The organism is Polynucleobacter sp. CS-Odin-A6, assembly GCF_018882095.1.
GTDB lineage: Bacteria > Pseudomonadota > Gammaproteobacteria > Burkholderiales > Burkholderiaceae > Polynucleobacter.
Genome location: NZ_JACVPD010000001.1, coordinates 810,861 through 835,675 on the forward strand (window position 1 = coordinate 810,861; position 24,815 = coordinate 835,675).

The 24,815-nt window shown below is 47.0% G+C and carries 24 protein-coding genes; 15 read left to right on the top strand and 9 right to left on the bottom strand.

From position 1 onward, the window contains the following. Positions 1-27: 27 nt before the first annotated feature. From ICN15_RS04160 to ICN15_RS04170, 3 genes are read right to left on the bottom strand one after another with little or no spacing between them, the layout of a single operon-like run. Complete coding sequence (locus ICN15_RS04160; protein ID WP_216201372.1) at positions 28-618, bottom strand: hypothetical protein; 591 nt, start codon at positions 616-618, stop codon at positions 28-30. After that, positions 619-1,059 carry a YbgC/FadM family acyl-CoA thioesterase gene (locus ICN15_RS04165; RefSeq protein WP_216201373.1) on the bottom strand — a complete coding sequence of 147 codons (441 nt, stop codon included), beginning with the start codon at positions 1,057-1,059 and terminating at the stop codon, positions 619-621. 27 nt (positions 1,060-1,086) lie between these two features. Next, positions 1,087-1,533, bottom strand: a complete 447-nt coding sequence (locus ICN15_RS04170) for a GNAT family N-acetyltransferase (RefSeq protein WP_255532854.1) — start codon at positions 1,531-1,533, stop codon at positions 1,087-1,089. Positions 1,534-1,683: 150 nt separating this feature from the next. Between ICN15_RS04170 and ICN15_RS04175 the strand changes: the two genes are divergently transcribed. Beyond that, positions 1,684-2,268, top strand: coding sequence for a hypothetical protein (locus ICN15_RS04175; protein ID WP_255532855.1), 585 nt, complete (start codon positions 1,684-1,686; stop codon positions 2,266-2,268). A 93-nt stretch (positions 2,269-2,361) separates the two neighbouring features. Here the strand turns inward: ICN15_RS04175 and ICN15_RS04180 are convergent, their stop codons facing one another. After that, positions 2,362-3,186, bottom strand: coding sequence for a substrate-binding domain-containing protein (locus tag ICN15_RS04180; protein ID WP_216201374.1), 825 nt, complete (start codon positions 3,184-3,186; stop codon positions 2,362-2,364). A 220-nt stretch (positions 3,187-3,406) separates the two neighbouring features. Between ICN15_RS04180 and modA the strand changes: the two genes are divergently transcribed. From modA to ICN15_RS04240, 12 genes are all read left to right on the top strand, one after another. After that, a complete protein-coding gene (gene modA / locus ICN15_RS04185; protein ID WP_216201375.1) occupies positions 3,407-4,216 on the top strand; it encodes a molybdate ABC transporter substrate-binding protein in 810 nt (269 codons plus the stop codon). Between the two features lie 56 nt (positions 4,217-4,272). Next, complete coding sequence (locus ICN15_RS04190; RefSeq protein WP_216201376.1) at positions 4,273-4,512, top strand: FeoA domain-containing protein; 240 nt, start codon at positions 4,273-4,275, stop codon at positions 4,510-4,512. 2 nt (positions 4,513-4,514) lie between these two features. Beyond that, positions 4,515-6,428, top strand: a complete 1,914-nt coding sequence (locus tag ICN15_RS04195; RefSeq protein ID WP_216201377.1) for a ferrous iron transporter B — start codon at positions 4,515-4,517, stop codon at positions 6,426-6,428. Between the two features lie 8 nt (positions 6,429-6,436). Next, positions 6,437-7,213, top strand: a complete 777-nt coding sequence (locus ICN15_RS04200; RefSeq protein WP_216201378.1) for a hypothetical protein — start codon at positions 6,437-6,439, stop codon at positions 7,211-7,213. Between the two features lie 24 nt (positions 7,214-7,237). Continuing rightward, entirely contained in the window at positions 7,238-7,525 is a 288-nt protein-coding gene (locus tag ICN15_RS04205) for a SemiSWEET transporter (RefSeq protein WP_216201379.1), read from the top strand. Positions 7,526-7,585: 60 nt separating this feature from the next. Next, positions 7,586-8,278 carry a fumarylacetoacetate hydrolase family protein gene (locus tag ICN15_RS04210; RefSeq protein ID WP_216201380.1) on the top strand — a complete coding sequence of 231 codons (693 nt, stop codon included), beginning with the start codon at positions 7,586-7,588 and terminating at the stop codon, positions 8,276-8,278. Positions 8,279-8,335: 57 nt separating this feature from the next. Next, complete coding sequence (locus tag ICN15_RS04215; protein WP_216201381.1) at positions 8,336-9,373, top strand: alpha/beta fold hydrolase; 1,038 nt, start codon at positions 8,336-8,338, stop codon at positions 9,371-9,373. 182 nt (positions 9,374-9,555) lie between these two features. Continuing rightward, complete coding sequence (locus ICN15_RS04220; RefSeq protein ID WP_216201382.1) at positions 9,556-9,714, top strand: DUF5993 family protein; 159 nt, start codon at positions 9,556-9,558, stop codon at positions 9,712-9,714. A gap of 16 nt (positions 9,715-9,730) precedes the next feature. Continuing rightward, a complete protein-coding gene (locus tag ICN15_RS04225) occupies positions 9,731-10,294 on the top strand; it encodes a disulfide bond formation protein B (RefSeq protein WP_216201383.1) in 564 nt (187 codons plus the stop codon). An 18-nt stretch (positions 10,295-10,312) separates the two neighbouring features. Next, on the top strand, positions 10,313-11,314 hold the full coding sequence (locus ICN15_RS04230; RefSeq protein ID WP_216201384.1) for a tripartite tricarboxylate transporter substrate binding protein: 1,002 nt from the start codon (positions 10,313-10,315) through the stop codon (positions 11,312-11,314). A gap of 109 nt (positions 11,315-11,423) precedes the next feature. Next, complete coding sequence (locus ICN15_RS04235; RefSeq protein ID WP_216201385.1) at positions 11,424-11,945, top strand: hypothetical protein; 522 nt, start codon at positions 11,424-11,426, stop codon at positions 11,943-11,945. A 23-nt stretch (positions 11,946-11,968) separates the two neighbouring features. Further along, a complete protein-coding gene (locus ICN15_RS04240; protein WP_216201386.1) occupies positions 11,969-12,466 on the top strand; it encodes a glycine zipper family protein in 498 nt (165 codons plus the stop codon). Between the two features lie 15 nt (positions 12,467-12,481). On the opposite strand, the gene ICN15_RS04245 is transcribed toward ICN15_RS04240, so the two are convergent. The 5 genes from ICN15_RS04245 to trxA form a co-directional block, all read right to left on the bottom strand. Further along, complete coding sequence (locus ICN15_RS04245; protein ID WP_216201387.1) at positions 12,482-13,873, bottom strand: MATE family efflux transporter; 1,392 nt, start codon at positions 13,871-13,873, stop codon at positions 12,482-12,484. Between the two features lie 3 nt (positions 13,874-13,876). After that, entirely contained in the window at positions 13,877-15,604 is a 1,728-nt protein-coding gene (locus tag ICN15_RS04250; protein ID WP_216201388.1) for a glycosyltransferase family 39 protein, read from the bottom strand. A 127-nt stretch (positions 15,605-15,731) separates the two neighbouring features. Continuing rightward, positions 15,732-16,082, bottom strand: a complete 351-nt coding sequence (locus ICN15_RS04255) for a type B 50S ribosomal protein L31 (protein ID WP_216201389.1) — start codon at positions 16,080-16,082, stop codon at positions 15,732-15,734. 158 nt (positions 16,083-16,240) lie between these two features. Then, positions 16,241-17,503 (bottom strand): transcription termination factor Rho, encoded by a 1,263-nt coding sequence (gene rho, locus ICN15_RS04260; RefSeq protein ID WP_216201390.1) that lies wholly within the window; start codon positions 17,501-17,503, stop codon positions 16,241-16,243. A gap of 222 nt (positions 17,504-17,725) precedes the next feature. Further along, entirely contained in the window at positions 17,726-18,052 is a 327-nt protein-coding gene (trxA, locus tag ICN15_RS04265; protein ID WP_216201391.1) for a thioredoxin TrxA, read from the bottom strand. Positions 18,053-18,172: 120 nt separating this feature from the next. Between trxA and ICN15_RS04270 the strand changes: the two genes are divergently transcribed. Both ICN15_RS04270 and ICN15_RS04275 read left to right on the top strand, forming a co-directional pair. After that, the gene (locus ICN15_RS04270) at positions 18,173-21,190 is read left to right on the top strand and encodes a PD-(D/E)XK nuclease family protein (RefSeq protein ID WP_216201392.1); all 3,018 of its coding nucleotides are present in this window, start codon (positions 18,173-18,175) and stop codon (positions 21,188-21,190) included. Then, positions 21,187-24,705 carry a UvrD-helicase domain-containing protein gene (locus ICN15_RS04275; protein ID WP_370625398.1) on the top strand — a complete coding sequence of 1,173 codons (3,519 nt, stop codon included), beginning with the start codon at positions 21,187-21,189 and terminating at the stop codon, positions 24,703-24,705. The genes ICN15_RS04270 and ICN15_RS04275 overlap by 4 nt, the downstream gene beginning before the upstream one ends. Positions 24,706-24,815 lie beyond the last annotated feature (110 nt).

The window sequence follows — 24,815 nt, forward strand, 5'->3', positions numbered from 1 at the left end:
TGCAGAAAGAGACCTTATTTTAAGCCATCAAACCGGATTAGGCGTGGTATTCCAGAGATTAGGGGTCACGGTATTGGCATAACCCGAGATAAATAGTTTTTCAACACCGGTAGCTGGGTCAAAAACAGCCCGCTGAATACGTCCAATGTTGCCACCGTATACATGGATGCTAATTGAGGTTTGATCATGCAAGGCATTTTCTACAATATGAATATCGTGCGTATTGGGCGAAACACTTGCTACTTGACCGGGTGTACAAACGAAGGATTCATCCGCTGCGTAACTACCATCCGCTTGTTGGTAATAGTTGGAACTGCGTTCTTGGCCTCGGAGTTGACCGATCATTCCCCAAACCGTATGGTTATGAAGAGGTGTTTTTTGACCAGGACCCCACACAAAGCTGACTACGGAGAAACGATCGAGTGGGTCTGCATAGAGTAAGTATTGCTGGTAATACTGAGGATGCGGCTTGCAGAACTCGTGAGGAAGCCAATCATCTTCGCGAATTAAATTCTCTAAAAGTTTGCCGCCTTGAGAGAAAATTAGCGCTTCGCTTGGATTCGTTTCCAGAAGCGTAGCTAGACTTTTTACAAACGTCAGTAATTTACCTTCTTGCATTTAAGCTTCCAAATCAGGTGATGATTGTTCAGCAGCAAAGAGCCAATCAGGCAGGCCTTTGGGTTTAAGGCTTGTAGTGTCAACACAAACTATATGGAGTAGTGCACTGGCAATAAGCTCAGGCTCAGCTCCCGCAGTAATACGCTTCGCTGTTTGCTTGACAGCAATTTGAGTCCGACCGCGATGCTCAATGACTTGATCGATGCTGAGTAAATCATCAAGACGGCCTGGTCGATGAAAGTTCATGGTGATTTCACGAACCGGTAACAGGATGCCGAATTCATTGATCAGTTTGGTGGGACTTAATCCTCTTTGCTGAAGCCACTCTGAACGGCTGCGCTCAAAGATTTCTAAATAGCGCGCGTGATAGACGAATCCCGCCGCATCAGTGTCTGAGTAGCAAACACGAAAGAGAAAAGGGGGGTTGGCTGTTTGGGTCATGAATAATGAATAGGTAATGAATGGATATTAGATAAGTAAGATCATATCGCGATGCGCAATTCCGGCTTCATCATAAATATCTCCCTGTGCGATAAAGCCAAACTGCTCATAAAAGGGAATAGCGGATAGCTGGGCATGTAATGTGAGGCGAATGAGGCCTTGGCTTTTACTGCGCTCTAACAAAGCACGGAGTAATTGCTTCCCAATACCTTGCTTTCGAAAGGCGGGCAATACTGCCATTCGACCTATTCTTCCCTCCTGACCGGGTAAGGCGATGAGCCGGGCCGTTCCAATGCAGTTTCCCTCTTGATAGGCTAGAGCATGCTCTGCAATAGGGTCGAATTCATCGAGCTCCATTGCCTCTGGAATCCCTTGCCCATCAATAAAAACAAGCTTACGGATAGGGTATGCCTCTTTTTCAGCCTCTAGCCAGGGTTTAATCAGTATCACGGGGTCCATTATCAAAGGCGCCATTACAGGGATTGATCCCTAATGTAACAAATACAGCCTGTTATGGTTTAAAGAGTCACTTTAAGTCTTATAAGTAACTTATTTCATGGTTAAAATGATTTTCGTGACGCTGTTTCCATGGCGCCCCTCACAAACCTTTATCTAGGAGTTATCTTGAAGAAATCCTTACTTGCCACATTAGTTGCCTCACTCGGTTTAGTTGTTGCTAGCGCAGCATTCGCTCAAGCACCAGCAAAAATGTTGCCTTTGGCTGCTGAAGCTGTTGTTTTGACTGCTACTGTTGATTCAGTAGATGTCCAGAAGCGCATCGTTGTATTAAAAGACGCCAGTGGTAATTTAGTGCAAATGAATGTATCCAAGAAGATCAATGATTTGGATAAAGTAAAGAAGGGTGATGTTTTTGTTGTTGAGCATGCTCAAGCGATCGCAGTTGGTCTAGTTGCTGCCCCTAAAGACGCGAAGCCAGGTGTTTCTGGTGTGCGTTCAGTTGTCATTGCTGGCAAAGGTTCTGCTAAGCCATTTGAAGAAACTACTGATACTGTTTTTGCAACCGTCAAAATCACTTCAATCGATGCGAAAACTCGAGTTGTGACATTCACTTTGCCATCTGGCGAAAAGCAAAGAGTGAAAGTGGATCAAAGCGTATTAGGTCTTGAGAAATTCAAAGCTGGTGATGACGTCATGGTTGAGTTTGTTGACGACACTGCCATTGGTTTCGTAACGCCTCCAAAGAAGTAAATATTGAGTGAGTACTTAACACGCAGTATTGCTTAATACTGCTGTAGAAAAAAGGCCCGCAATGCGGGCCTTTTCTTTAATGAAGTAAGTCTGCTATTGCTTTGCATTCGGGAAGAAGAGTTGCTCACCACCAATTTGATAGCTCGCAATTACGTCCTGACCATTCTTAGAGGTAATCCAATCAATAAATGCTTGGCCTTCTGCTTTTTTCACATGAGGAAATTTAGCGGTATTCACTAACATCACTCCGTATTGGTTAAATAGCTTGGGGTCACCTTGAATCAGAATAGCGAGATCACCACGATTCTTAAAGGCCAACCAGGTAGCGCGATCAGCCAAGATGTAGCCATTCATGGCGGATGCTGTATTTAAGGCGGGACCCATGCCTGAGCCAGTTTCCTTATACCAAGCGGGGATAGAAGCTACGGCTACACCAGAATCTTTCCAGTAACGCAGCTCTGCTGCATGAGTGCCACTTTTATCACCACGAGAAACGAACGGCGCTTGTGCTGTCGCTATCTTTTGGAAGGCGACCTTAATATCTTTTCCACCGGCAATTTTTGCTGGATCTGACTTGGGTCCAATTAATACAAAGTCGTTGTACATGACTTCGATTCGCTTGGTGGCATAGCCTTCAGTCACAAACTTTTCTTCAGCTGGTTTGTCATGGACAAAAACGACATCTGCATCGCCACGACGGCCAATATCTAAGGCCTGACCCGTACCTACAGCAACCACCTTCACATCAATACCCGTCTTCATTTTAAATATAGGCAACATGAAGCCCAATAAGCCAGATTGCTCTGTGGAGGTGGTAGAGGACACCACAATACTTTTCTCTTGTGCAAAAGGGGTGCTGCTAAATACCGTAGCGGCTGTGAAGGCGGTAGCCAATATAGTATTTAAGGATAATTTCATGTGAGTTCGATTTTTTTGGGATATTCAGTAAAGGTCACCTATATTATAAAATATCAGTACATGAATCCGGTTTTTTTAGGACGATGGGTAAAGAGTTGAGAGGTAATAAAGAGCTCGGTAGGCTCATTCTGGAAAATTCAAGTGCTCTCTACTCAGACTCCAGGCCATAAATTAATTGGTCTTCAGGGGTAGATAGTAGGTTGGCTATACACTCGTTCCTATGAGGAAAATGATTTTCATATTGGGATTTCTGGCCAGTAGTTTTTTGGCCCCTCTCTCTTTTGCGCAGTCGGCCACTCAATCGGCTACCAAGCTAGTCACTATTGCTGTGGCCAGCAATCTCAAGCCAGCGTTCGAAGAGATCTTCAAAGGTTTTAAACAGACTTATCCTCAAGGCCAAAGTATGCGCATTGTGTATGGATCGTCGGCTAACCTGGCAAGTCAGATGAGGCAGGGTGCGCCATATGATTTATTTATCGCTGCAGATGAATCCTATCCGTTGCGATTGGTTGAAGCTGGTCTTACTCGTGATCGCGGTGTGATTTATGCGGTAGGGCATTTAGCGCTCATTACTAATGCCGTTGCTACAACCACTACCGGACTATCCTTAAATGCAGACCCAGAGAGTATTAAAGCCTTGCTAAGAAGTGCCAAGAAAATTGCGATTGCCAATCCCGATTTAGCGCCTTACGGTAAAGCCTCCGTTCAATATCTTCAGGCAATCAAGATATGGGGCGATGTTCAAGATCGGTTGATATTTGCGGAAAATATTTCTATTGCGACTGTGTACGTCAGCACTGGAGCTGCTAAGGTCGGCATTACCGCCTTATCCTTGGCAAAGTCCCCTGAGCTCTCTACCAAGATTCAATATGTCGCTTTACCAGATGCTCTATATGCACCGATTCAGCAGCGCATGGTTCTGAGGCGAGATCCAGCACCCAGCGCCGTAGCACTATATGACTATCTTCAAGGTGCTGTTGCTAAACAAGTCTTGGCGAATAACGGTTACTCTATTCCCCGGGCAGACTAAGTTTCTCCTTTTAAAGAATGATATTCATTCTCATTTAGGTGTATACTGATTCCATCGTGAACCTACAAGAAATCCCTCTCGGGATCAGAGCTCGTGTCAGTCAAATTGCCCCTCTAGACAATCAGCAGCATGATATTCGCTGTCAGCTGGAAGATATTGGCTTTTTACCAGGCGAACAGGTTGAGGTATTGCGCAAAGGATTACTCGGTCAAGGACCTATTTTGGTCCGGGTTGGTTCATCGACATTTGCCCTTCGAGAGTCTGAGGCCCGCATGGTCCAGGTAGAAATACTTTAATCATGTCAGAAGCGAAGATTCATTTCTTTCCCAGTGAGCCCTTAGTTGCCTTACTGGGTAACCCCAATTGCGGTAAGACAGCCCTATTTAATTTGCTGACAGGGAGTCGTCAGAAGGTGGCTAACTATTCAGGCGTAACCGTAGAGAGAAAAGAAGGGCGTCTCACTCTCGACTCTCACAAAGTCATCCGCATCCTCGATTTACCTGGTGCCTATAGCTTATATCCACGTTCCTTAGATGAGCGAGTAACCTGCAATGTCCTTCATGGCAATGCGCAAGGAGAAAAGCGACCAGACCTAGTCTTATGCGTTCTCAATGCGATGAATCTGAGGCGTAACCTGCGTCTGGTCTTATCAGCTAAACGTCTAGGACTACCTTGTATCGTTTTGTTAAATATGGCGGATGTAGCTAAGCGTCAAGGCTTAGTCGTGGATGCTCAAGCCCTATCTCAAGAGTTAGGCTTGCCCGTGATTGCCACAGTGGGTATTCAGTCTGATGGGGCTGATGAGCTCAAGCAATATTTGAGTGAGATCGATTGGAAAAACCTCTCCGCTTTGAGTGCTAGCAATATCGATGAAGGTGTTGAAACCCCAATAGATCATTCGGCACACACGGAGTCTGACAATGTTCAGGTTCAGCAGATCTTGCAGAACCTGCATTTAGATCAGATCATTCCAGATCGATTCAGCGATCGTTTGGATGCGGTATTACTACACCCAGTCATGGGCCCAATGATTTTGGCGGTGGTGCTATTTCTGATCTTTCAAGCCGTGTTTGCTTGGGCAACATTGCCCATGGATATGATTAAAGCGAGCGTAGATTGGCTTGGTGTATTACTGACGCAAGTACTGCCAGATAATTGGTTACGCAGTTTATTGGTTGATGGCATTCTGGCTGGTGCTGGCGGTGTTTTGATTTTCTTGCCCCAGATTCTGATTCTGTATTTCTTCATTCTGATTTTGGAGGAATCCGGTTATCTTCCCCGCGCGGCCTATTTATTGGATCGCTTAATGGGTCGGGTTGGGTTATCAGGAAGATCTTTTATCCCGCTGCTATCTAGCTTTGCCTGCGCTATCCCCGGCATTATGGCGACTCGGAGCATTTCTAATCCACGCGATCGTTTGGTCACGATTTTGATCGCACCAATGATGACGTGTTCAGCACGCCTGCCTGTTTATGCCTTATTAATTTCTGCATTTATTCCCGAGCGTACTTTATGGGCTGGCATGGATTTACAAGGTCTAGTACTTTTCTTACTCTACGTTGCCGGCATTGCAGGTGCGATGGCAGTGGCTTGGACATTAAAGCATTTGATGAGTGAAACATTTCAACTCAATGCCTTGATGATGGAGTTGCCCAGTTATCACTGGCCACGCCTGGGTAATCTGGCGATTGGCTTATGGCAGCGCGCAGAGATATTCTTACGTCGTGTAGGTGGAATTATTCTCATCATGACGATTTGTCTATGGGCGCTTTCTAGCTTTCCGCTTCCCCCAGAAAATGCTACTGGCTCGCCTATTCAATACAGTATTGCCGGCATGATGGGCCAAGCTTTGGCAGTGATCTTTGCACCGATTGGCTTCAACTGGCAAATTAGTATTGCCCTGGTTCCGGGTATGGCGGCACGTGAAGTCGTTGTCAGTTCTCTGGCCACGGTATATGCGCTCTCTAACTCAGGCATTGATGCTGCGGATGCTTTAGTGCCTTTAATTTCGCATAGCTGGAGCTTGGCAACAGCACTATCGCTATTGGCGTGGTTTGTCTTCGCACCACAGTGCTTATCAACGATTGCAGCGGTCAAAAGAGAAACCGGTGGCTGGAAGATCCCAGCGATGATGTTGACTTATCTATTCGTCTTAGCTTACTTAGCTGCATTCCTTACTTATCAAACCGCGCTGTATTTTGGGCTTTCTTAATATTGAAGATGAGATGCTATTCCCGCGTATTGCTGCTGACCATCTTCTTGGGTCTTTTCCCCGTGCTGGGTCATGCTGTATTGCAAGATGAAATCCAAGTCTATGACGATGCGATTAATGCAAAAGGGGAGGCGAGTTTAGAGGTACATCTCAATAGCACGCCACGTGGCGTGCAGACCCCATCTTATCCAGGTGAGGTGATGAACAATAACGGGGTGCGTGTAACTCCAGAACTTGCCTATGGCCTTGGAAATAATCTGGAGGCTGGCCTCTATATTTCTTATGCGAACCACGATAATAAGTTCCAATATGCCGCTACTAAAGTGCGCCTGAAATGGTTGCCCTATCAAGAAGAGCATGGCGATGCCTTATTTGCTGGTGTCAACTTTGAGGTCGCTAATGTGCAGCCGCAATTTGATCAATCTCGCTATAACGGGGAGGCCCGTTTTATTATTGGCAAGCATTTTGATGAATGGCTGATTTCATTTAACCCGATCGTTGGGATGCCGCTCTCTCAGCCCGACATTCATCAGGCACCGTATTTTTCTACTGCAACGAGAATCTCGAGAGAGGTTCATCCCGATCTCGCTCTAGGCGTTGAGTACTACTCCAGCCTCAATCAGATAAATCAGCCGATTAATTACCAAAATACGCAGCAACTAGGTTTTTTGATGGTGTACTACGATGGCAAGCCCATCGCCTTTCAGGCGGGGGTAGGGAAGGGCTTTTCTAATAGCACTGATTCTCTTACACTTAAGGCAATTCTCTCCTTTCCATTGCCTTAAAAAATCATCTTTCTTGATCAATCCATGAATCTTGTTTCATATGAACTGATTGGCTATTGCGCTGCGTTTTTGACGACAATTGCTTTTCTGCCACAAGCGATTCAATCCTGGCGCACACGGGATCTTTCCGGGATTTCAGTAGGGATGTACAGCTTATTTACCAGCGGCGTTGGTTTGTGGCTGATCTACGGTCTCATGATCGAGAAGTGGCCATTGATTTTAGCCAATGCCTTAACCTTTCTTTTGGCGCTGAGTATTTTGGTGCTCAAGATACGCTCTACTAGCAATCCTGACAAACGGACATTGAAGTGATGCCATAATTCATTTAGTAAAAATACTATAAAACGAAACTTTAGATAAAAAAGAGGATTCATGAGTACTACATATGTAATTGACCCACCTATTGTTCCTTCGCTTCCGGTAGTGGGTGATGCCCGTCGTTTTGCTGTAAACCGAATTTATTGCGTTGGCCGCAACTACGCTGACCATGCGCGGGAGATGGGTCATGATCCCGATCGTGAGCCACCATTTTTCTTCATGAAGCCAGCGAACTCTGTTGTGGCTGATGGTAAAGATATGCAGTATCCGCAACTCTCCAGCGATGTCCATCACGAGATTGAGATGGTAGTTGCGATTGGTAAGGGCGGCGCTAATATCCCCGCTGATCAGGCTTTAGATCATGTCTATGGTTACGGTGTTGGTCTCGATATGACCCGTCGTGACTTGCAGGGTGAAGCGAAGAAGATGGGACGTCCTTGGGATACTGGTAAGGCCTTTGATCAATCTGCTCCTTGTGCTGCTATTACCCCTGCTACCCAATGTGGCCATCCTAGCAAAGGCACAGTGAAGCTATTGGTGAATGGTGAAGTTCGTCAAGAAGGGGATTTAAATCAATTGATTTGGAATATCCCCGATACCATTGCCTACCTCTCGACTCTATTTACGCTGGAGCCTGGTGACTTGATTATGTCAGGTACGCCTGCTGGTGTTGGCCCCGTCAAAAAAGGCGATGTACTTGAAGGATCAGTTGAGGGTCTGACGCCGCTTAAAGTCAAGATCGTATAAGTGTCACAATAAAAAAAATTAGTCACCAGGTAAAAAAGTTTAGGGATGAGGTTAACAATGCGCTTCAGTAATTTAATGGTGATCTGTATTGGCGGCATGCTGTTAAGTGCTTGTACTACGGTGCATCAAGTTCAGATTGAGGCCCAACCTCAAAGTCGCTATGCCAATGCGAGCCCCTTAGATCTTCGCTTAAGTGCATGGCCTTATCCTTATCCTACGAAAGAATTTAAGACCTCGCTACAAGGTCAGCCAGCAACGATGGTCTATATGGACATTCCTGCAGTTGACAAACAGAAGGGCGTCGTGGTGTTATTTCATGGGAAGAATTTCTCTAGTGATTATTGGGCGCCTACGATTGCAGGCTTAACTGCTGCAGGCTATCGAGTGATTGCTCCGGATCAAATTGGATTCGGAAAATCCTCTAAGCCGGATGTTCCTTATCACTTTGACGATCTTGCGCAAAATACACAGGCATTACTTAAATCTCTGGGGATTCAGAAGGTATCCGTGATTGCCAATTCGATGGGCGGCATGGTGGGTATTCGGTTTGCCCGTTTGTATCCGCAGGTGGTGCAAAAACTCGTACTGGAGAACCCGCTCGGACTTGAGGACTACAGCAAAGATATCCCACCTCAAACCAATGATAATTTGCTCAAGTTAGAAATGGCCCAAACTGAAAGTAGTTATCGTCGCTTTCTGCAATCTTATTTCCCGGTATGGCAGCCTGGCTTTGAACAGTTTGTAGAAGTCTATGTTCGAGTTCAAAAGGGCCCCGACTATCCTGCTTGGGCAAAGACCTCAGTCTTAACGTATCAGATGATTGCTGAGAAACCGGTAGTTGCTGATCTACCGCAACTGAAGATGCCAGTGCTGTTAGTGATTGGTCAAAAAGATCGTACTGTTTTTGGTCGTCGCTTTGCGCCACCTGAAGCAGTGAAGTCTTTGGGCAATTTTCCAGAATTAGGTCACAAAGCTGCTCAGGCCATTCCGAATGCCAAATTAGTTCCTCTGGATAACGTGGGACATATTCCGCACATCGAGGCACCAGAGATCTTTATTCAGACGGTAGTGGATTTCTTAAACGCTAAATCTTAAGGGATCCTTTTATCGCCGACGATCATAATTTAGCACGCAAAAACACAATACAACTTAAAGGCTCAGCGACCGCTATCGGTCTTGAATTCAGCCGTTTAAAGCCAAAGAATGAAAAGACCCTTCTAGGCGCCTACTTATAGCGCCTTCATAAGCCTACAACAAACCTGCGCTAGAATTCATCTATGTATATGTTCCTCCCTTTCCTGACAGCCTTTATCGGCTTAGTCCTCGTGTGGTTTGAGAAACGTCTGGCAGGTTTAGTGATGCTTGCGATCACTGTCGGCATCTTAATGTTTTGGTTCCGTGTTCACGCTACTGATCATCTCAATATTAGCCTGTGAAGAACTGTAAGTAAACATGAGCAAGTCTTCCTTTCCTTCTCTAGCAGGCCTTGGTAATCAGCTCGCCTTGGCGGCGATTATCGGCATGTTGTCCTATGCTTTTGTTGATCAAATTTATTTTGGCGAACTACCTTGCCCATTATGTCTAATGCAGCGCATGGGTTTTGTGATCATTGGTTTTGCATTGGTATTAAATATTCGTTGCGGTGCTTATTCTGCTCATTATGGTTGGGGCATCATTGGCGGCTTAGTAGGGATGACAGTTTCTTTGCGTCAGGTGCTCTTACACATCCTACCTGGTGATAAAGGATTCGGAACAACCTTCCTAGAGCTCCATTTTTACACCTGGGCTTTTGTTGGCTATGTTGGTCTGATCGCTGGTCTTGCTATTTTGCTGATGCTACCAAACCGTGAGGTACGCTCACGATCACTCTTGGCCAATCTATTAGTGATCCTATTTATCATTTTAGTCTTTGCTAATCTCGCTTCGACTCTACTGGAGTGTGGCCTAGGTCCTTGTGCTGATGATCCTGTGAAGTATGAGGGATGGCTTTGGCTACGCTCACGTTTTGGTTTTTAATTTAGCGTTAGTAATTTCATGATGATTGCCTCAAGGGCGGCGAAAAACTTAGTAATAGCGCTTGTTTTTTTATGCTTCCATGGCGCTACCCAAGCCCAGAGTAATCAATCCAAAACAACTTGGCCTAAACAGGCTATTCGGATTATTGTCACCTTCACCCCGGGTGGAGCACCCGATATTTTGGCGCGCGTGTTGGCTGAGAGTTGGCAGCAAAGCTTAGGTGTGCCAGTACTCGTTGAAAACCGTCCTGGCTATGGTGGCAATATCGGTGCGGACTTGGTAGCTAAGAGTGAGCCCGATGGTTACACCTTATTAATTGGTACGGTGGGTATTCATGCGATTAATGGTGCTCTTTATGACAAGTTGCCTTTTCATCCGATCAATGATTTCACGCCCATTAGTTTTCTAGCTAGCACTCCTAATGTATTGGTAGTGAATAAGAAATTAGGCGTGATAAATGTCTCCGAGCTGATTGAGTTAGCAAAAGCAAAACCCAATGAACTGACTTTTGGTTCCTCTGGCGTCGGCACCTCCTTGCATATGTCGGGCGAACTCTTTAAAGAGATGACGGGAGTACAGATTCGGCATATCCCTTACAAAGGGAGGGCGCAATCTTTGCCTGATCTGATTAGTGGACGTATTTCGATGCTCTTTGATAACCTCTCTTCATCCTTGCCACTCATTAAGGCGGGAGAAGTACAGGCTTTGGCTGTCACCTCCTTAAAGCGCTCTCCAGCAGCTCCAGAAATCCCTACCATGGCAGAGCAGGGTTTGACTGGATTTGAGGCAAGCTCCTGGTTCTCACTCATGGCCCCAGCAAATTTGCCGCCCGCCTTGCAAAAACGTTTAAATAGCCTGACGCGCCAAACGCTGAACCAAGCCAGTATTCGAAACAAGCTCCTGGTAAGTGGCTTAGATCCCGCGCCAGGAAGCCCTCAAGCGCTCTCCCAACTGATCCAAGCTGAGACTAATAAATGGGGTAGAGTAATTTACCGATCGGGCGCAAAATTAGAGCAGTAGTGTACTAAGGTAAATCAATAAATATTCCAATAAAAGCCCAATTCCTGTCAGCCTGGATTTGGCTCAAGCGTTAAAGATGGTAGGAAGTAGTTAATTAATGGGGTCCAATATGAATTCAAGTCAACAGCATTGCAAACCAGGTATTGCTAAAGTCATTCTGACGCTCATAGCAACGGCGGCTGTATTGACGGCCCCTGTGACTGCTCAAGCAGGTAATGTGGGTTGGGCTGTCTCTGTTGGTGGTGGTCATGGAGGCGGATACGGCGGTGGCTATGGCGGCGGTTGGCGTCCAGCAGCCTACGGACCTGGATGGGGTGGTGGCTACGGCGGCGGTTGGAGGGGAAGCTATTACGGACCTGTTAATGGCTATCCATATGTTTATCCTTATGCAGCAACTTACTACTCACCACAGGTGGTTTACGCAAATCAACCTGTAGTCACTTATGTGACACCTCAGCAGCAGATGGTATTGGCATCGCAACCCCAACCTCCAGTTTGGTATTTCTGTGAGGCGAGCGGGCAATATTTTCCTTATGTGCAAACTTGCACATCGGGTTGGCAGGCTCAGCCAGCAATACCGCCCACTACTACAACCATTAGCAATACCCCAAGGCGTAATCAGAACCAATGAAATCACAGATTAGAGGATTGAATATGAAACGTGCTGTACTGACCCTGATCGCGGTAAGCTCTTTAGCTGCCTGCGTGTCGGCGCCTACTGGTCCAACTATTGCGATCATGCCGCGTGAAGGCAAGCCTTTTGAGGTTTTCCAGCAAGAAGATCAGCAATGCCGTGAGTTTGCTGCAAATGCCATTAAAGATACTAGCAATGCCGCACTAAAAGAGGGCGCTACAAGCGCGCTCATCGCTGCCGCTCTCGGTGCAGCCGCTGGTGCAGTGATCCAAGGGGGCAGTGGTCAGAACATCGGTACGGGTGCAGGTATCGGCTTACTGGGTGGCGCGGGTATCGGTGCCATGAACGCTTCTGGTAAGCAAAATCAGGGCCAAGTTCAGTACAACATCGCTTATCAGCAATGCATGTATTCCAAAGGCAATCAAGTTCCTAGCTACCCAACACAAAGTAACTCCAGTTATATGCCACCACAAGGCAAGCCTGCGATGCCCTCAAATGGATCTAAGCCCATTCAGTAAAACAGTTTTCAGGATTTAAACTTCGACCGGCGGATGCGTTTTCTCAAAGCGCGCCGCTGTTCTTCTAAAGAGGTAGAGCAGTAACAGTGCAGCTAAACCGAGGCTCATGCTATTGCCAGCCCAAAAGCCATTGGCGCCTTGTAAAAATTCAGGCGTATTGCCGAAAACATTAAAGCCCATCAGGTAGCCGCCACCTAAACCCACTCCCCAAAGTGAGCCTGCGTAAATCAGCATGGGCCAGAAGGCAACGCGATAAGCCCTCAGAATAAATGCCGCAGTAATCTGTAAGGCATCAAAGACTTGGTAAAAAGCAATAAACAAAAAGAGTGGAATAGAAAATAACTTCACCGCTTCTGGTGGATCATAGAGATCCAATAGAGTGACTCTAAAAATCCATACCGCTACACCAATCACAATACATAAACTGGTTGTAAAGAAAACTGATGACCAACCAATTTCTTCAGCACGCTCTTGTTGGTTGGCGCCAATCGATTGTGAAACTAAGGTCATCGTTGCAATCGACAGTGATAAGGGAACCATATAAATGACTGTACCTAGATTAGCCACAATTTGATGGCCCGCTAAAGCTGTAGTCCCTAGGCGCGCAATAAAGAGCGACATAAAGGTGAATGAGGTTACCTCAATCAAATAGCTAAAGCCAATCGGCGCACCTAATTTGAGGAGAGTCCAAATGCGATGCCAGTCAGGCCAACTAAAGCGAGCAAAGATCTGGAATGGCTTGTAGAAGCGATCAAACAATACAAAACCCAGAGTAGAGATCAACCAGAACCAGCTGATGATGACCGTTGCTACGGCGCAACCTGGCCCGCCCATACCCTCGATACCAAGACCACCATAAATAAAGAGGAGATTGAGTGGCAACTTTAAACCAAGGCCAATGAGTTGAACTACCGTAATCACAGTAGGTCTAGAGACGGCATTGTGCAAAGCGATTAAGACGCGCATCGCCATACTTGCGGGCAATCCAATCGCCAGAATGCTGAGATAGAGGCGCGCTTTTCCTTCAATATCAAGAGTGACCTGCGAAATCTCCAATAGAAGATCTGCATTAAGCAGAATCACGCATCCCAGCAGCGTCAGGCCCAATGCTAGCCAGGTCGCTTGCCGAACCTCCTCACCAATCTCGCTAAACCGTTTAGCGCCAAAGAGTTGACCAGCAATTGGTGCAAGCGCAGAAATCACGCCAGTAACACCTACATAAATACTGATAAAAATCGCGGAAGCCATTGCTAGAGCAGCCAAATCATCGGCAGAGTAACGGGCTGTCATCGCAGTATCTAGTACGCCAAAGGCAATGACCGCTAATTGACCAATGAGTATGGGGCCCGCTAATTTCAGTAGGGAGGGGATATCCTCGCGCAAACGCGATAGCTTAAAGTGCAACACGATTTATTCTTTATTAGCGGACGTAATTTGGTAAAGACGTAAACGCTCATCGCGGTCAGCTGCGCGACGATCTTCCCAAAGTAATTCAATCTGCTTGTTATTCAGCCTGGCGTATGCCTTAGCTTCAAGTGAGCTGTGCGTTAACATGAGATTGCAGCTAGGATCATCGCGCAAAGGCAGTTTAGTAAAGTAGCTAAATGAGGCCAACTGAGCAGGACCTAAATTACTGGTATCAATGCATCCTGGTGTGTTGGCAATCATATTTACTAAGCGATCAGATACATAGCGATACGTCTTGGCGTAATTAATCGTCGGTAACCAAAGCGTCATTAACAATACCCACATGAGGGTAGTGCCAGAGGCAGAGATGATGAGGCAACGCCAGATTTCTTTTGGAGCACGTGAAGTTCTCCAGCGCACAATCGCCATCCATACGCCAGTAATGGCGATGGCAATCACCAGGCTAAAGTAATCAAGCTGCGCCTGAAAGCCTGGCAACAGTCGCGCTAAATTAGCTGCGGTTGATTCTGGATAGCCCGTGACTTTTGCTAACCAAATAATCCAAATAGCCAAAGCAATTAGGGTAAAGCTAAACATCGCAAACCAATCAATGAAGCTAATGAGATTTCGCTTGAGAATCGGCAGGCTAAATGCAGCAATAATGGAGAGGCTCGGAATCAGAATAATGAGATCATGTTCATTGGCCTCCAGCCTGAATACAACATAAATCAAGCAAGCGATAAATAAACTGAGCGGAATACAAAGATGGGGGGCACGCCATTGACCTGCTTTTTTAGCGCGGCCCCAATGGGCGAGAGAGATAATTGCCAATGGCCACACCGGCCAAGCGTAAGCCCAAAAGTTCACACCTAAAAATCCCAGCGATTCAATTGAAGGGGTAGCGCGCATTTCTGGCATATTGCGCCAGCCTTCTTCAGCAATATGACGCCACTCGGGAGTGAGGTTGCCGAGATACCAAAGTGACGGCCAAATAGCAAAGCCAATTAAGCCTAGAAAGGTGCTGGTTAAGGTCCAACGGAAACGGAGCTTAGCATTACTTGCGATCACAGCAATGATGGTGGAGCTCACAATCAGTAAGCTCAGCGTGAGATTGCTCGAGAGCGCCACGATGGCAATGCCAAGGCCAGTCCATAAACCGCCTTGCCATGGTTTATCCAGGCCACGGACAGTGCCGTACAAGACAATAGTGATGCCCATGAGTTGCGCCATCATGGGTGTAGTTTCATGTGTGCGTTGTGCAAGACCGACACAAGCTAAGAAAATCAGTAATGCGCCATCAGCGAGTGTCATGCCATAGTTTTTGCGACCTGGTTGACCACCCACAGCCAATGCAATCGGCTGCACTTCTTGACGACGACCCAAAAGATAGGTGGCATACCAAATTGCCAAAGCGGCTGCAAAGAAGCAGACTGCTGAATAGAGCCGCGCAGCATTGGCCATACCAATGAATGGGCCAAACCAATCCATGAGGGTTGCGCCTAACCAATACGGGAATGGCGCTCCAAGAGAAACATCACGTCCTGCTAGATGCGGAACAATCCAATCTAAGGCTTTACCTTGTTGCAAAGTCCACATGCCACCAAATCCGATGGCATCTTCATTCTTCCAAGGATCGCGCGCAAACAGACCGGCAAGACCATAGATCAAGGTCAACGCAAAAATAATCATGCGAGGAATCGAGGTGGTGGCAGCGGCGGTGAGTTTAACCATGCGTGAGGTTCAAGTAGAGCAATACAAATGAATACAGAGAAAACAAGAAACAAAAAAGGCAGCAAACGCTGCCTTGATTATCTCGCAGGGGAGGGTGAATGCCCAGCCCCTATATTGAGTAAGTCTATTAAGAAGCCTTCTTCTTAGCTGGCTTTTCAGCCGCCTTAGCTTCTGCAGCAGCTGCTTTTTTCTCAGCAGTTTTAGCAGCACCATCACCAGCTGCTTTAGCAACGGCTTTAGTACCGAATTTCTGACGGAATTTCTCAACACGACCGGCAGTATCCATAATCTTCTGGGTACCAGTGTAGAAAGGGTGTGACTCAGATGAAGTCTCGATCTTGGACAAAGGATATTCCTTGCCATCTTCCCACTTGATTGTCTCTCTAGTAGACATAGTGGAGCGAGTCTTGAAGCTGAAGTTATTAGAAACATCTACAAAGACGATTTCACGATATTCGGGGTGAATGCCAGGTTTCATTATTAAGTCCTATTAGCAGGCAGCCGTGAGGGGGAGGTATAGAAACACCAGACCCAAATACTTACCCAAGTTAAATGCAAATTAGTACAGCGATAAAGGCGAAATTATGCCATGAAATCAACAACAAAGCGCACTTTAACCTACTCTGAGAGGCTAATTTAGCCGCCCTTGCGCATTAAATCGAAGAATTCACCATTATTTTTGGTTGATTTGAGCTTATCCACAATGAAGTTCATCGCCTCAATATCGTCCATATCGGCCAATAATTTACGGAGAACCCAGATTTTCTGGAGGTTTTCTGCCTTAACCAACAACTCTTCACGACGGGTGCCGGACTTATTGAGGTTAATCGATGGATACACACGGCGCTCTGCCAAACGACGCTCAAGGTGTACTTCCATATTGCCAGTGCCTTTGAACTCTTCGTAAATCAAGTCATCCATACGGCTACCAGTTTCAATCAAAGCGGTAGCGATGATGGTGAGTGAACCGCCTTCTTCCACGTTACGGGCAGCACCAAAGAAACGCTTAGGGCGTTGTAGAGCATTGGCATCCACACCACCAGAGAGTACTTTTCCTGAGGAAGGGATGACGGTGTTGTAGGCGCGAGCGAGACGAGTAATGGAGTCGAGCAAGATGATGACGTCTTTTTTCATTTCCACCAAACGCTTGGCTTTTTCAATCACCATCTCGGCTACTTGAACGTGACGTACGGCTGGCTCATCAAAGGTAGAGGCAACCACTTCACCGCGCACGGAACGTTGCATCTCAGTCACTTCTTCAGGGCGCTCATCTACTAGTAAGACGATCAAAATCGCATCCGGATTGTTTGCGGCAATGGCATGCGCAATGTGCTGCATCATCACGGTCTTACCGGATTTAGGTGAAGAGACGATCAAGCCACGCTGGCCATAGCCAATCGGGGAGATCATATCGATGATGCGGCCAGTAAGATTCTCTTCTGCCTTAATATCGCGCTCTAGTTGAACCACGCGATTCGGATGTAAAGGCGTTAAGTTCTCGAACATGATGCGGTTCTTCAAAGCCTCTGGAGGCAAACCATTGATCTTGTCTACCTTGACCAGCGCAAAGTAACGCTCGCCATCTTTAGGGGTGCGAACCTCGCCTTCAACGCTGTCACCGGTGTGCAGGTTAAAGCGACGGATCTGCGCAGGGGAGATATAAATGTCGTCTGGAGAAGCCATGTAAGAGGCATCTGGAGAGCGTAAGAAACCAAAGCCATCTGGCAATACTTCTAAAGTACCGTCACCGAAAACCGACTCACCTTCCTTGGCGCGCTTTTTCAGAATGGCAAACATCAATTCTTGTTTGCGCATGCGCTGGGTGTTTTCGATCTCCAGGCTAGCTGCCATTTCTAGTAGGGCGGATACGTGGAGTACTTTAAGTTCGGATAATTGCATGTGGTTCTCGGGTGTTGATTAGGAGTTAGATGTGTTTTGGGATATCGCTGTCTAGATGGATATCAGACAGATTTGGGGAAAAACAAGAATTTGGGGGGAATTTGCTAAGAAAGTGAGCACTGTAAGTGCGTTGAAGTACTGATGAACTAGATACTACACTAAAAAACAATAAAGGAAAGCGAAAACACAGGCTCACCCAGTGAACCTGTGATCGAAGATGATTTACAGATGACTATCAATAAAGGCGGTCAACTGGGATTTGGCCAAAGCGCCTACTTTTTGAGCAGCAACGGTGCCGTTCTTAAAGAGGATCAATGTCGGAATGCCCCGAATGTTGAACTGGGCGGGAACGCCTTGGTTCTCATCGACGTTCATTTTGGCGATTTGGATCTTGTCACCATATTCGTTAGAGAGCTCTTCGAGGATAGGGCCGATCATCTTGCAAGGGCCACACCACTCAGCCCAGAAGTCGAGCAATACCGGTTTATCGGATTTGAGAACATCTTGCTCGAATGAAGCGTCAGTTACATATTTAATGCCGGCACCCATGAAAATTCCTTATTTAGTCTTATTTGGTTATATCGTTACAAAGCTTATATTAGCAATAAGCGACGCTTTCTGCCCAAAACTTGAAAAACTGCTCCAAAACTACACCCCAATCTTGCCTGCATGAATCACCCATTTCCGACCCTTTCTGATCAGCAGCAGCCTCATGCTTGGGCCATTACGCCCAATGCAGATGCCTTGGAGGAGCTCGCCAAGGGTATTTGGGATTGTGCAAAGCAAACGAATCAGCGCCCCTTAGTGGTGCTCAGTACTGCTGGTCCCTTAATGGGGGTCAGAGCCGCTCTGGAAAAGTATCGACCCCAGAATCTGCCAAGCCAAATTGCTTTCCTTCCGCAGGTGATGAGCTTTAACGATTGGTTAGAAGCAGCACCAGGCGCGTGGAAGTTTCCTAAAAAACAAACGGATCTCGAGCGCTGGCTAGCGGTATATCTCAACGTGCGCAAACATCCTACTTTACAAAGTTGGTTTAAGGCCGAGAGTGAATCCGGAGCTTGGGGTTTAGCGCAAGCCGTGATTGATGCCTGTGATGCCTTATCCGAAGCAGTGGTTCCACAGATGCAGGGCGAGATCAATGCTTTAGTGCAAAGTCGCACGCTCGATGCAGATGCTTGGGTTAAGAAAGTGGAAGTGCTGCTAGATCAAGCGATCGCAAAAGCTTATGTAGGCCTTTCTCGTAAAGTCGTTGATCAAGAGTCAATTGTTTTGCTCGCGTTCTGGCGCTTCCTCAGTAGCCCTGGCAATCCGGTGATGCGAAAACATTTCGCTCTAGCGGCGCATCTTGAGGCGGCTAGTGCGAATCAAAGTCAATCTCAAGATCAGCCGCGACCATTAATCTGGGTTCAAACAGCAGACCCCAAACCCATTGATCAAGAGACGATCTCTCAATATCTTGCGGACTATGCGCAATTTGCACCGGTAGTTCATGTAGGGGTAGATTGGCATTCAGTTGCACTCTGGTCTGAAGCCTTGGTTGGCTTAGATACTGGCGCAGATACAGAAGGGCAACTACTACCAGCAGATGAAGCGCAGAGTGCGCTCATTAATCGCAATATTCAAGCGAGTGCTCATGAGGGGTGGCGCTTGATTGCCGCTAGTCGTTTTGAGGAGTTAGCCTGGGCTGCAGCTAAATCTATCGAGACCCATTTAATTGCTGGTAAGACCAATATCGCGCTAGTTGCGCAAGATCGTTTAGCGGCTCGAAGGGCGCGTGCATTATTGGCACGCTTTGGCCCTAGTCTGCGCATCCGCGATGAAACCGGTTGGAAGCTATCCACCACGCGTGCTGCGGCAGCACTCAATAGTTACTTAGAATTAATCCGCTCGCCCAAGGAAGGACCGAGCGCTAGCGCCTTACTCGACTTTTTACAAAACCCGTATTTTGATATTGCCCATGCTTTGCAAAAGACCCCTGAGTCCTGTATTAGTTTGATCGCGCAATTGGAAGACATCTTGATTGCCAGTCAAGCCAAGTCAGGTTGGGAAACATTTAGGATGGCGATTGAGCGTGCTAACGCTAATGCCTCATCACAAGGTAGCGTGCCGTATGAGGCACTCTTGCAACTGATGAACTGCTTGCAGAAACAACATACTCAGTGGCAAGCACTCAAACTCGATTGCGCTAACGCCTATGCACTTTTGCAAACCCATTTGCAGGATATGGGAATGGCGCAGCAACTAGAAGCTGATTCTGCTGGCAAGCAATTACTCGAAGTCTTGAAGTCATTCGATCTGGATGCGGGCCCTTATCAGAAGGTCACGATGCGTTTACCAGAATGGCTGAGCTTACTCAAGACGGTCATTGAAGAAGCCTCGTATCAAGAGGCTGGTACTGAGGCGCAAGCAACTTTGAGTATTTTGCCCTTGAGCTCAACGCGTTTACGGGAGTTTGATGCGGTCGTATTGGTCGGTTGCGATGAACAGCAGTTGCCGGCGTTCTCAGAGCCGCCATTATTTTTCTCAGACGCACTCAATCGCTTACTCAAAGCATCCACCATCACCGCGCAGTACATTCAGCAGGCAAGAGATTTGTCCCAACTACTAGTCTCTTGTCCACAAGTCGATTTGCTCTGGCAAAGTAAAAGTAAAAGCGGTGAGCCACTCAGGCCATCAGCGTGGATTAGTCGTTTGCGCACTCAACTTCCGCATTGGCCCATCTTAGAAGCTACACCGGATACTCATGTGGACCAGTCAAAGCCATTGCAAGAGGCAGTGACTACTGTGAGTGCAGAGATTGCTTTACCGGTGAGTATGTCACCCAGTGCTTATAAGGCTTTGAGAGATTGTCCTTATCGCTACTATGTGCGGAGTATTTTAGGTTTACGGCAGGCAAAAGAATTCGAAGAAGGTTTTGATGCGTCATTAGCTGGACAGGTGTTGCATTCCTTGCTGAAGAACTTCTTTCAGGCCTTAAAAATCGAAGAGCAAGAATCCCATTCGAATATTGATCAAGATGTGGATGCACGAAGACTTTGGATGCAAGAGCACCTCACCAAGCATTCAGAAAAAGAATTTGAGCGCTTGATCAAAGGTGATGCCAGAGTAATGGGTACTTTGCGAGATTGGCAAAAACAAATCCCTAGCTTTATTGATTGGCAATTAAAGCGTGAGGCAGCAGGTTGGCAATATCACAATGCCGAGTTATCGGTAGGTTTCATGGTGACGTTGACTGATCCCGATGGAGTGCATAGAGAGATTCAGATTGCGGGTCGCGCTGACCGCTTTGATGTGAACTCGAATGATCCCGCTATCGCAGCAGTCATGGATTACAAGAACCAAGGCATGACCAAAATAAAGAAGCGGGCAGAGCGTTTATTGGATGATCCGCAATTACTCATCTATGCCCGCGCTATTAATGAGGGCGCATTATCAGCCCATCTTCCTGGGCGTACTATTGAACAGGCGGAGTGGGTTTCATTAAAGGCAGACATTAAAAAGGCGGATGACAAGATCGTCAGAGTCCACTCGGTTGAGAATATGCCAGAGATGATGGCGCAATTTTCAGAGCAGCTTAGTGAGGATCTGGAAGTGCTGTGGGCGCGTAAGCCCATGAAAGCCTTTGCACCCGATAGCGTTTGTCAATATTGCGAAGCCAGAGGCATTTGCAGAAAGGGGATGTGGTGAGCGAAAAGTTTGATTACTCCGTCGCCTGTAACCCGAACAACTCGGTCATTGTGTCCGCCTGCGCAGGTAGTGGTAAGACCTGGTTATTGGTTGCCAGAATGGTTCGCTTATTGCTGGCGGGCGCGAAGCCTCAAGAGATCCTAGCGCTGACTTTTACCCGTAAGGCGGCGCAAGAGATGCGTGAACGCTTATACAGTTTACTAGAACAGTTTTCTCAATTGAGTGATGCACAATTGATTCATGAGCTGACAATTAGAGGCTTGGATGAAGAAGAAGCTCAGAAATTATTACCGCAAGCAAAGGGGCTTTACCTCAAAGTATTGATGAGCCCGCAATCGATTGTGATAGATACCTTTCATGGTTGGTTTGGCAGACTCCTTGGGGCAGCGCCGATCTCCGCTGAGGTGCAGCCTGGCTTTAATCTGCGTGAAGATGCCAAGCGCTTACAAGAAGAGTGCATGCAAGACTGGTGGGGAGACTTACCTGCGGATCTCAAAAAACACTATGACGTCTTACTCAAAGAGTTTGGCGCCTTTGAGACCGATAAGTTCTTAATGGGTAACTACAGTCTCTTCAAACAAAGAGGGGCATGGACATTCTTCTTGGCTTCTTGCAAAGCCAAAGGCATTACGCCAGCTGAGGCGCTAGCCCAATTCCTGCCTGATCTTGCATTACCAAACCCCTTAGAAGAATTCTGGCGTCGCCCGGGTGCAAAAGCAGATTTACAAGTGATGCTGGAGTGCTTTAGTAATGGCACTCCCACTCAACAGAAAAGAGTGCCGCTCATTCAGAAAGCGATTGCCCTGCATGCAGTCGATGGATCAATTCTCGAGATTGCCAATGTGTGGCAAAGCTGCTTCCTCACCCAAAAAGGGACCCCGTTGGAAGATATCGCAAAAATCTCTGCACCAATGCAGAAATACCTTGCTGCGACTGGTGGCGACCCGATACAGATCACCTCCATTCGAAATAGCTGGATAGATGCCTATCAAGCCTGGTTCATCTGGCAAAACAACCAAGATGCTGAAGCGGTCAATACTGCCTGGTTTGCCATGAGCGAAGCCATGCTCGCGCATTTGCAAAAGACCAAAGACGCTATGCGAGTGCGCGACTTTGACGATTTAGAAATTGGCGTAAGTCAGCTGATGGCCGATCCTGCTAATGCCGCTTACCTACAAGCCAGACTAGATGCCAAGTACAGCCACATTCTGATTGATGAGTTTCAGGACACTAATCCATTGCAATGGCAAATTTTGCGTTCTTGGTTAGAGGGTTATGGCCAAGATGGATCGCGGCCTAGCGTCTTTATTGTGGGAGATCCTAAGCAGTCGATTTATCGCTTCCGCCGTGCCGACCCTAGGTTGTTTACTAGTGCAACCACTTTCCTAGAGTCAACCCTGCAGGCGAAGCCTTTGCAGAAGAACACCACTCGCAGAAATGCCACAGCAATTAATGATACTGTAAACAAGATCTTTTTAGGCGAATCAGTGCCATCAACTTATCAGTTCTCTAAGCAAAGTACGGATTGGAAAGCGCCATTAGAGGGTATTGCAAAGGAAGAGTTTGCCTTTCAAGGTGAAGCTAAGTTATTGCCGCTGATCGAGCGTATCGAAGCAGTGCAGGCTGATCGCACTGGCAGTGCACTCGATAATCCAATCGAAGATGCTGGGCTCACCGTAGCAGTGCAGCAACGCTATTGGGAAGGTCAACAAGTAAGCCGCTTAATTGCGCATGTGTTGGCAACGCGTCAAGTGATTGATCGGAAAGATGGCATTGAGTACTGGCGCCCGGCAAGAGGAAGTGATTTCATTTTGTTGGTTAAACGCCGTGCTTATTTATCCCAATTTGAGCGAGCGCTGCGTGAAGCTGGTCTAGCGTATGACAGTTCACGCTTAGGCGGTTTACTCAATACTTTAGAGATTGATGATCTCATTGCTTTGCTGACGGTCTTAGTTTCACCAAGACATGATTTGCCTTTGGCACAAGTACTCCGTAGCCCTATCTTTAGTTTGACTGAGCAGCAAATGCAAATGCTGAGTAGCCAAGTGGGAGATACCTATAACCAAACTCAAACTTCTTGGTGGGATGCGTTGCAAAGTAGTTCCGATGGCGCTCTCCAAAAGGCGGCGCGTTACTTAGAGCGCTGGCGAGGTCTAGGCGAACTCTTACCCGTACATGACTTACTTGATCTGATTTATCAAGAAAGTAATTTGCGCGTGAGTTATGCGGTTGCTTCTCAAAATTTAGCGCGTGCTCAAGTGTTAGCCAATTTGGATGCGTTCTTAGAGCTCGCCTTAAATCAAGATGGCGGTCGCTATCCCAGCCTGAGTCGCTTTATAGATGAGATTAATGCCATGCGGCGGGGCGATGATGATGAAACGCCTGATGAAGGTGATGCAGATGCAGGAGGCGAGACCGAAGAAGAGATTGGTGAAGTAGATTTTGATAGTGAAGTATCGGAAGAAGATCGGCACAAGCGCGTCCGCCTCATGACCATCCATGGCGCCAAGGGATTGGAAGCCCCATTTGTCATCATGCTCGATACCAACCATACCGAATGGAAGGCGCCAAATCGTGGGGTGTTACTCGATTGGTCACCCGATGAGACTAGCCCCAGCCACCTTTCTCTTTATACCGCTAAATCGCTCACGGCAAAACGCGAAGTTATCTATCAAAAAGAAAATGAAGTCAGCCAAAACGAAAATTGGAATGTCCTTTACGTTGCTATGACTCGGGCACAACAAGGTTTGTGGATCAGTGGCGTGCAATCCCATATTAAGGAAGGAATCCATGAAAAATCTTGGTATGGCAGAGCGCTTGCTGCCGGTATAGAAACGGTCGATATTGCGGAGTGGGGTGATGATCAGCCTACGCAGAAGCCAGAGTCCACAGCACAAGGGAGTGAAGCATTTCAGATCAATCACTTCCAGCTATCGTGGGATGCCGCTAAGCAATCCCATCAAGAAACGATTTCTAATATTGAGAGTGGTGCGCTAGCTGCGAGCACCAAGGCAAAACAGCAGGCGCAACTAGCAGAGCAGTCTGACCCAGAAATCCTGGAAGAGGGAACGCATTTCCATCAATTGCTGGAGTTCTTAACCACGAACTCAGGCACTCGAGTAAACGTATCTATGCCAAGCGAGCCAGAGCTCATGAATTGGCTCAGCATTGATCAAGCGCAGGCGAAAAAACTAATAGAGCGTGTGCAACTTGTATTGGATACGCCCACACTAAAGCCTTACCTCACCGAAGGCCAGTGGCTGCAAGCTTGGAATGAGCTTGATATTGCTGACCAGTACGGTAGAGGCTACCGCATCGATCGCTTAGTTGAGTTTGACGATCACCTCGCCATTCTCGATTACAAGCTCACCATTCCAGAGGAGGGGAGTGAGGCGTACAACAAATACCGCAAGCAACTGAATAACTACAAACAAGAGCTGGGCAGAATTCGTCCGGACAAGCCAGCTAAAGCCTTTTTAATCTCTGCCAAAGGTGAAATTTCTGAAGTGGTTTAGGCCCTTACCCCCTTGAAATCCCCTATAAAACCCCCATATAACTAGGGAATAGTAAAAACCCCAAAAATAGGGATAATGAAAATCTGAAGCAACATCCTACAAGGAGTCGT

What these genes read in the sequence shown, in the direction of transcription:
- ICN15_RS04195 (WP_216201377.1), top strand. Translation starts at nt 4,515, where the DNA reads ATGTCAGAAGCGAAGATTCATTTCTTTCCCAGTGAGCCCTTAGTTGCC.
- ICN15_RS04205 (WP_216201379.1), top strand. Translation starts at nt 7,238, where the DNA reads ATGAATCTTGTTTCATATGAACTGATTGGCTATTGCGCTGCGTTTTTG.
- ICN15_RS04235 (WP_216201385.1), top strand. Translation starts at nt 11,424, where the DNA reads ATGAATTCAAGTCAACAGCATTGCAAACCAGGTATTGCTAAAGTCATT.
- ICN15_RS04225 (WP_216201383.1), top strand. Translation starts at nt 9,731, where the DNA reads ATGAGCAAGTCTTCCTTTCCTTCTCTAGCAGGCCTTGGTAATCAGCTC.
- trxA (WP_216201391.1), bottom strand. Translation starts at nt 18,052, where the DNA reads ATGGGTGCCGGCATTAAATATGTAACTGACGCTTCATTCGAGCAAGAT.
- ICN15_RS04270 (WP_216201392.1), top strand. Translation starts at nt 18,173, where the DNA reads ATGAATCACCCATTTCCGACCCTTTCTGATCAGCAGCAGCCTCATGCT.
- ICN15_RS04250 (WP_216201388.1), bottom strand. Translation starts at nt 15,604, where the DNA reads ATGGTTAAACTCACCGCCGCTGCCACCACCTCGATTCCTCGCATGATT.
- modA (WP_216201375.1), top strand. Translation starts at nt 3,407, where the DNA reads ATGAGGAAAATGATTTTCATATTGGGATTTCTGGCCAGTAGTTTTTTG.
- ICN15_RS04160 (WP_216201372.1), bottom strand. Translation starts at nt 618, where the DNA reads ATGCAAGAAGGTAAATTACTGACGTTTGTAAAAAGTCTAGCTACGCTT.
- ICN15_RS04210 (WP_216201380.1), top strand. Translation starts at nt 7,586, where the DNA reads ATGAGTACTACATATGTAATTGACCCACCTATTGTTCCTTCGCTTCCG.
- ICN15_RS04200 (WP_216201378.1), top strand. Translation starts at nt 6,437, where the DNA reads ATGAGATGCTATTCCCGCGTATTGCTGCTGACCATCTTCTTGGGTCTT.
- ICN15_RS04220 (WP_216201382.1), top strand. Translation starts at nt 9,556, where the DNA reads ATGTATATGTTCCTCCCTTTCCTGACAGCCTTTATCGGCTTAGTCCTC.
- ICN15_RS04170 (WP_255532854.1), bottom strand. Translation starts at nt 1,533, where the DNA reads ATGGCGCCTTTGATAATGGACCCCGTGATACTGATTAAACCCTGGCTA.
- rho (WP_216201390.1), bottom strand. Translation starts at nt 17,503, where the DNA reads ATGCAATTATCCGAACTTAAAGTACTCCACGTATCCGCCCTACTAGAA.
- ICN15_RS04240 (WP_216201386.1), top strand. Translation starts at nt 11,969, where the DNA reads ATGAAACGTGCTGTACTGACCCTGATCGCGGTAAGCTCTTTAGCTGCC.
- ICN15_RS04255 (WP_216201389.1), bottom strand. Translation starts at nt 16,082, where the DNA reads ATGAAACCTGGCATTCACCCCGAATATCGTGAAATCGTCTTTGTAGAT.
- ICN15_RS04230 (WP_216201384.1), top strand. Translation starts at nt 10,313, where the DNA reads ATGATGATTGCCTCAAGGGCGGCGAAAAACTTAGTAATAGCGCTTGTT.
- ICN15_RS04215 (WP_216201381.1), top strand. Translation starts at nt 8,336, where the DNA reads ATGCGCTTCAGTAATTTAATGGTGATCTGTATTGGCGGCATGCTGTTA.
- ICN15_RS04165 (WP_216201373.1), bottom strand. Translation starts at nt 1,059, where the DNA reads ATGACCCAAACAGCCAACCCCCCTTTTCTCTTTCGTGTTTGCTACTCA.
- ICN15_RS04180 (WP_216201374.1), bottom strand. Translation starts at nt 3,186, where the DNA reads ATGAAATTATCCTTAAATACTATATTGGCTACCGCCTTCACAGCCGCT.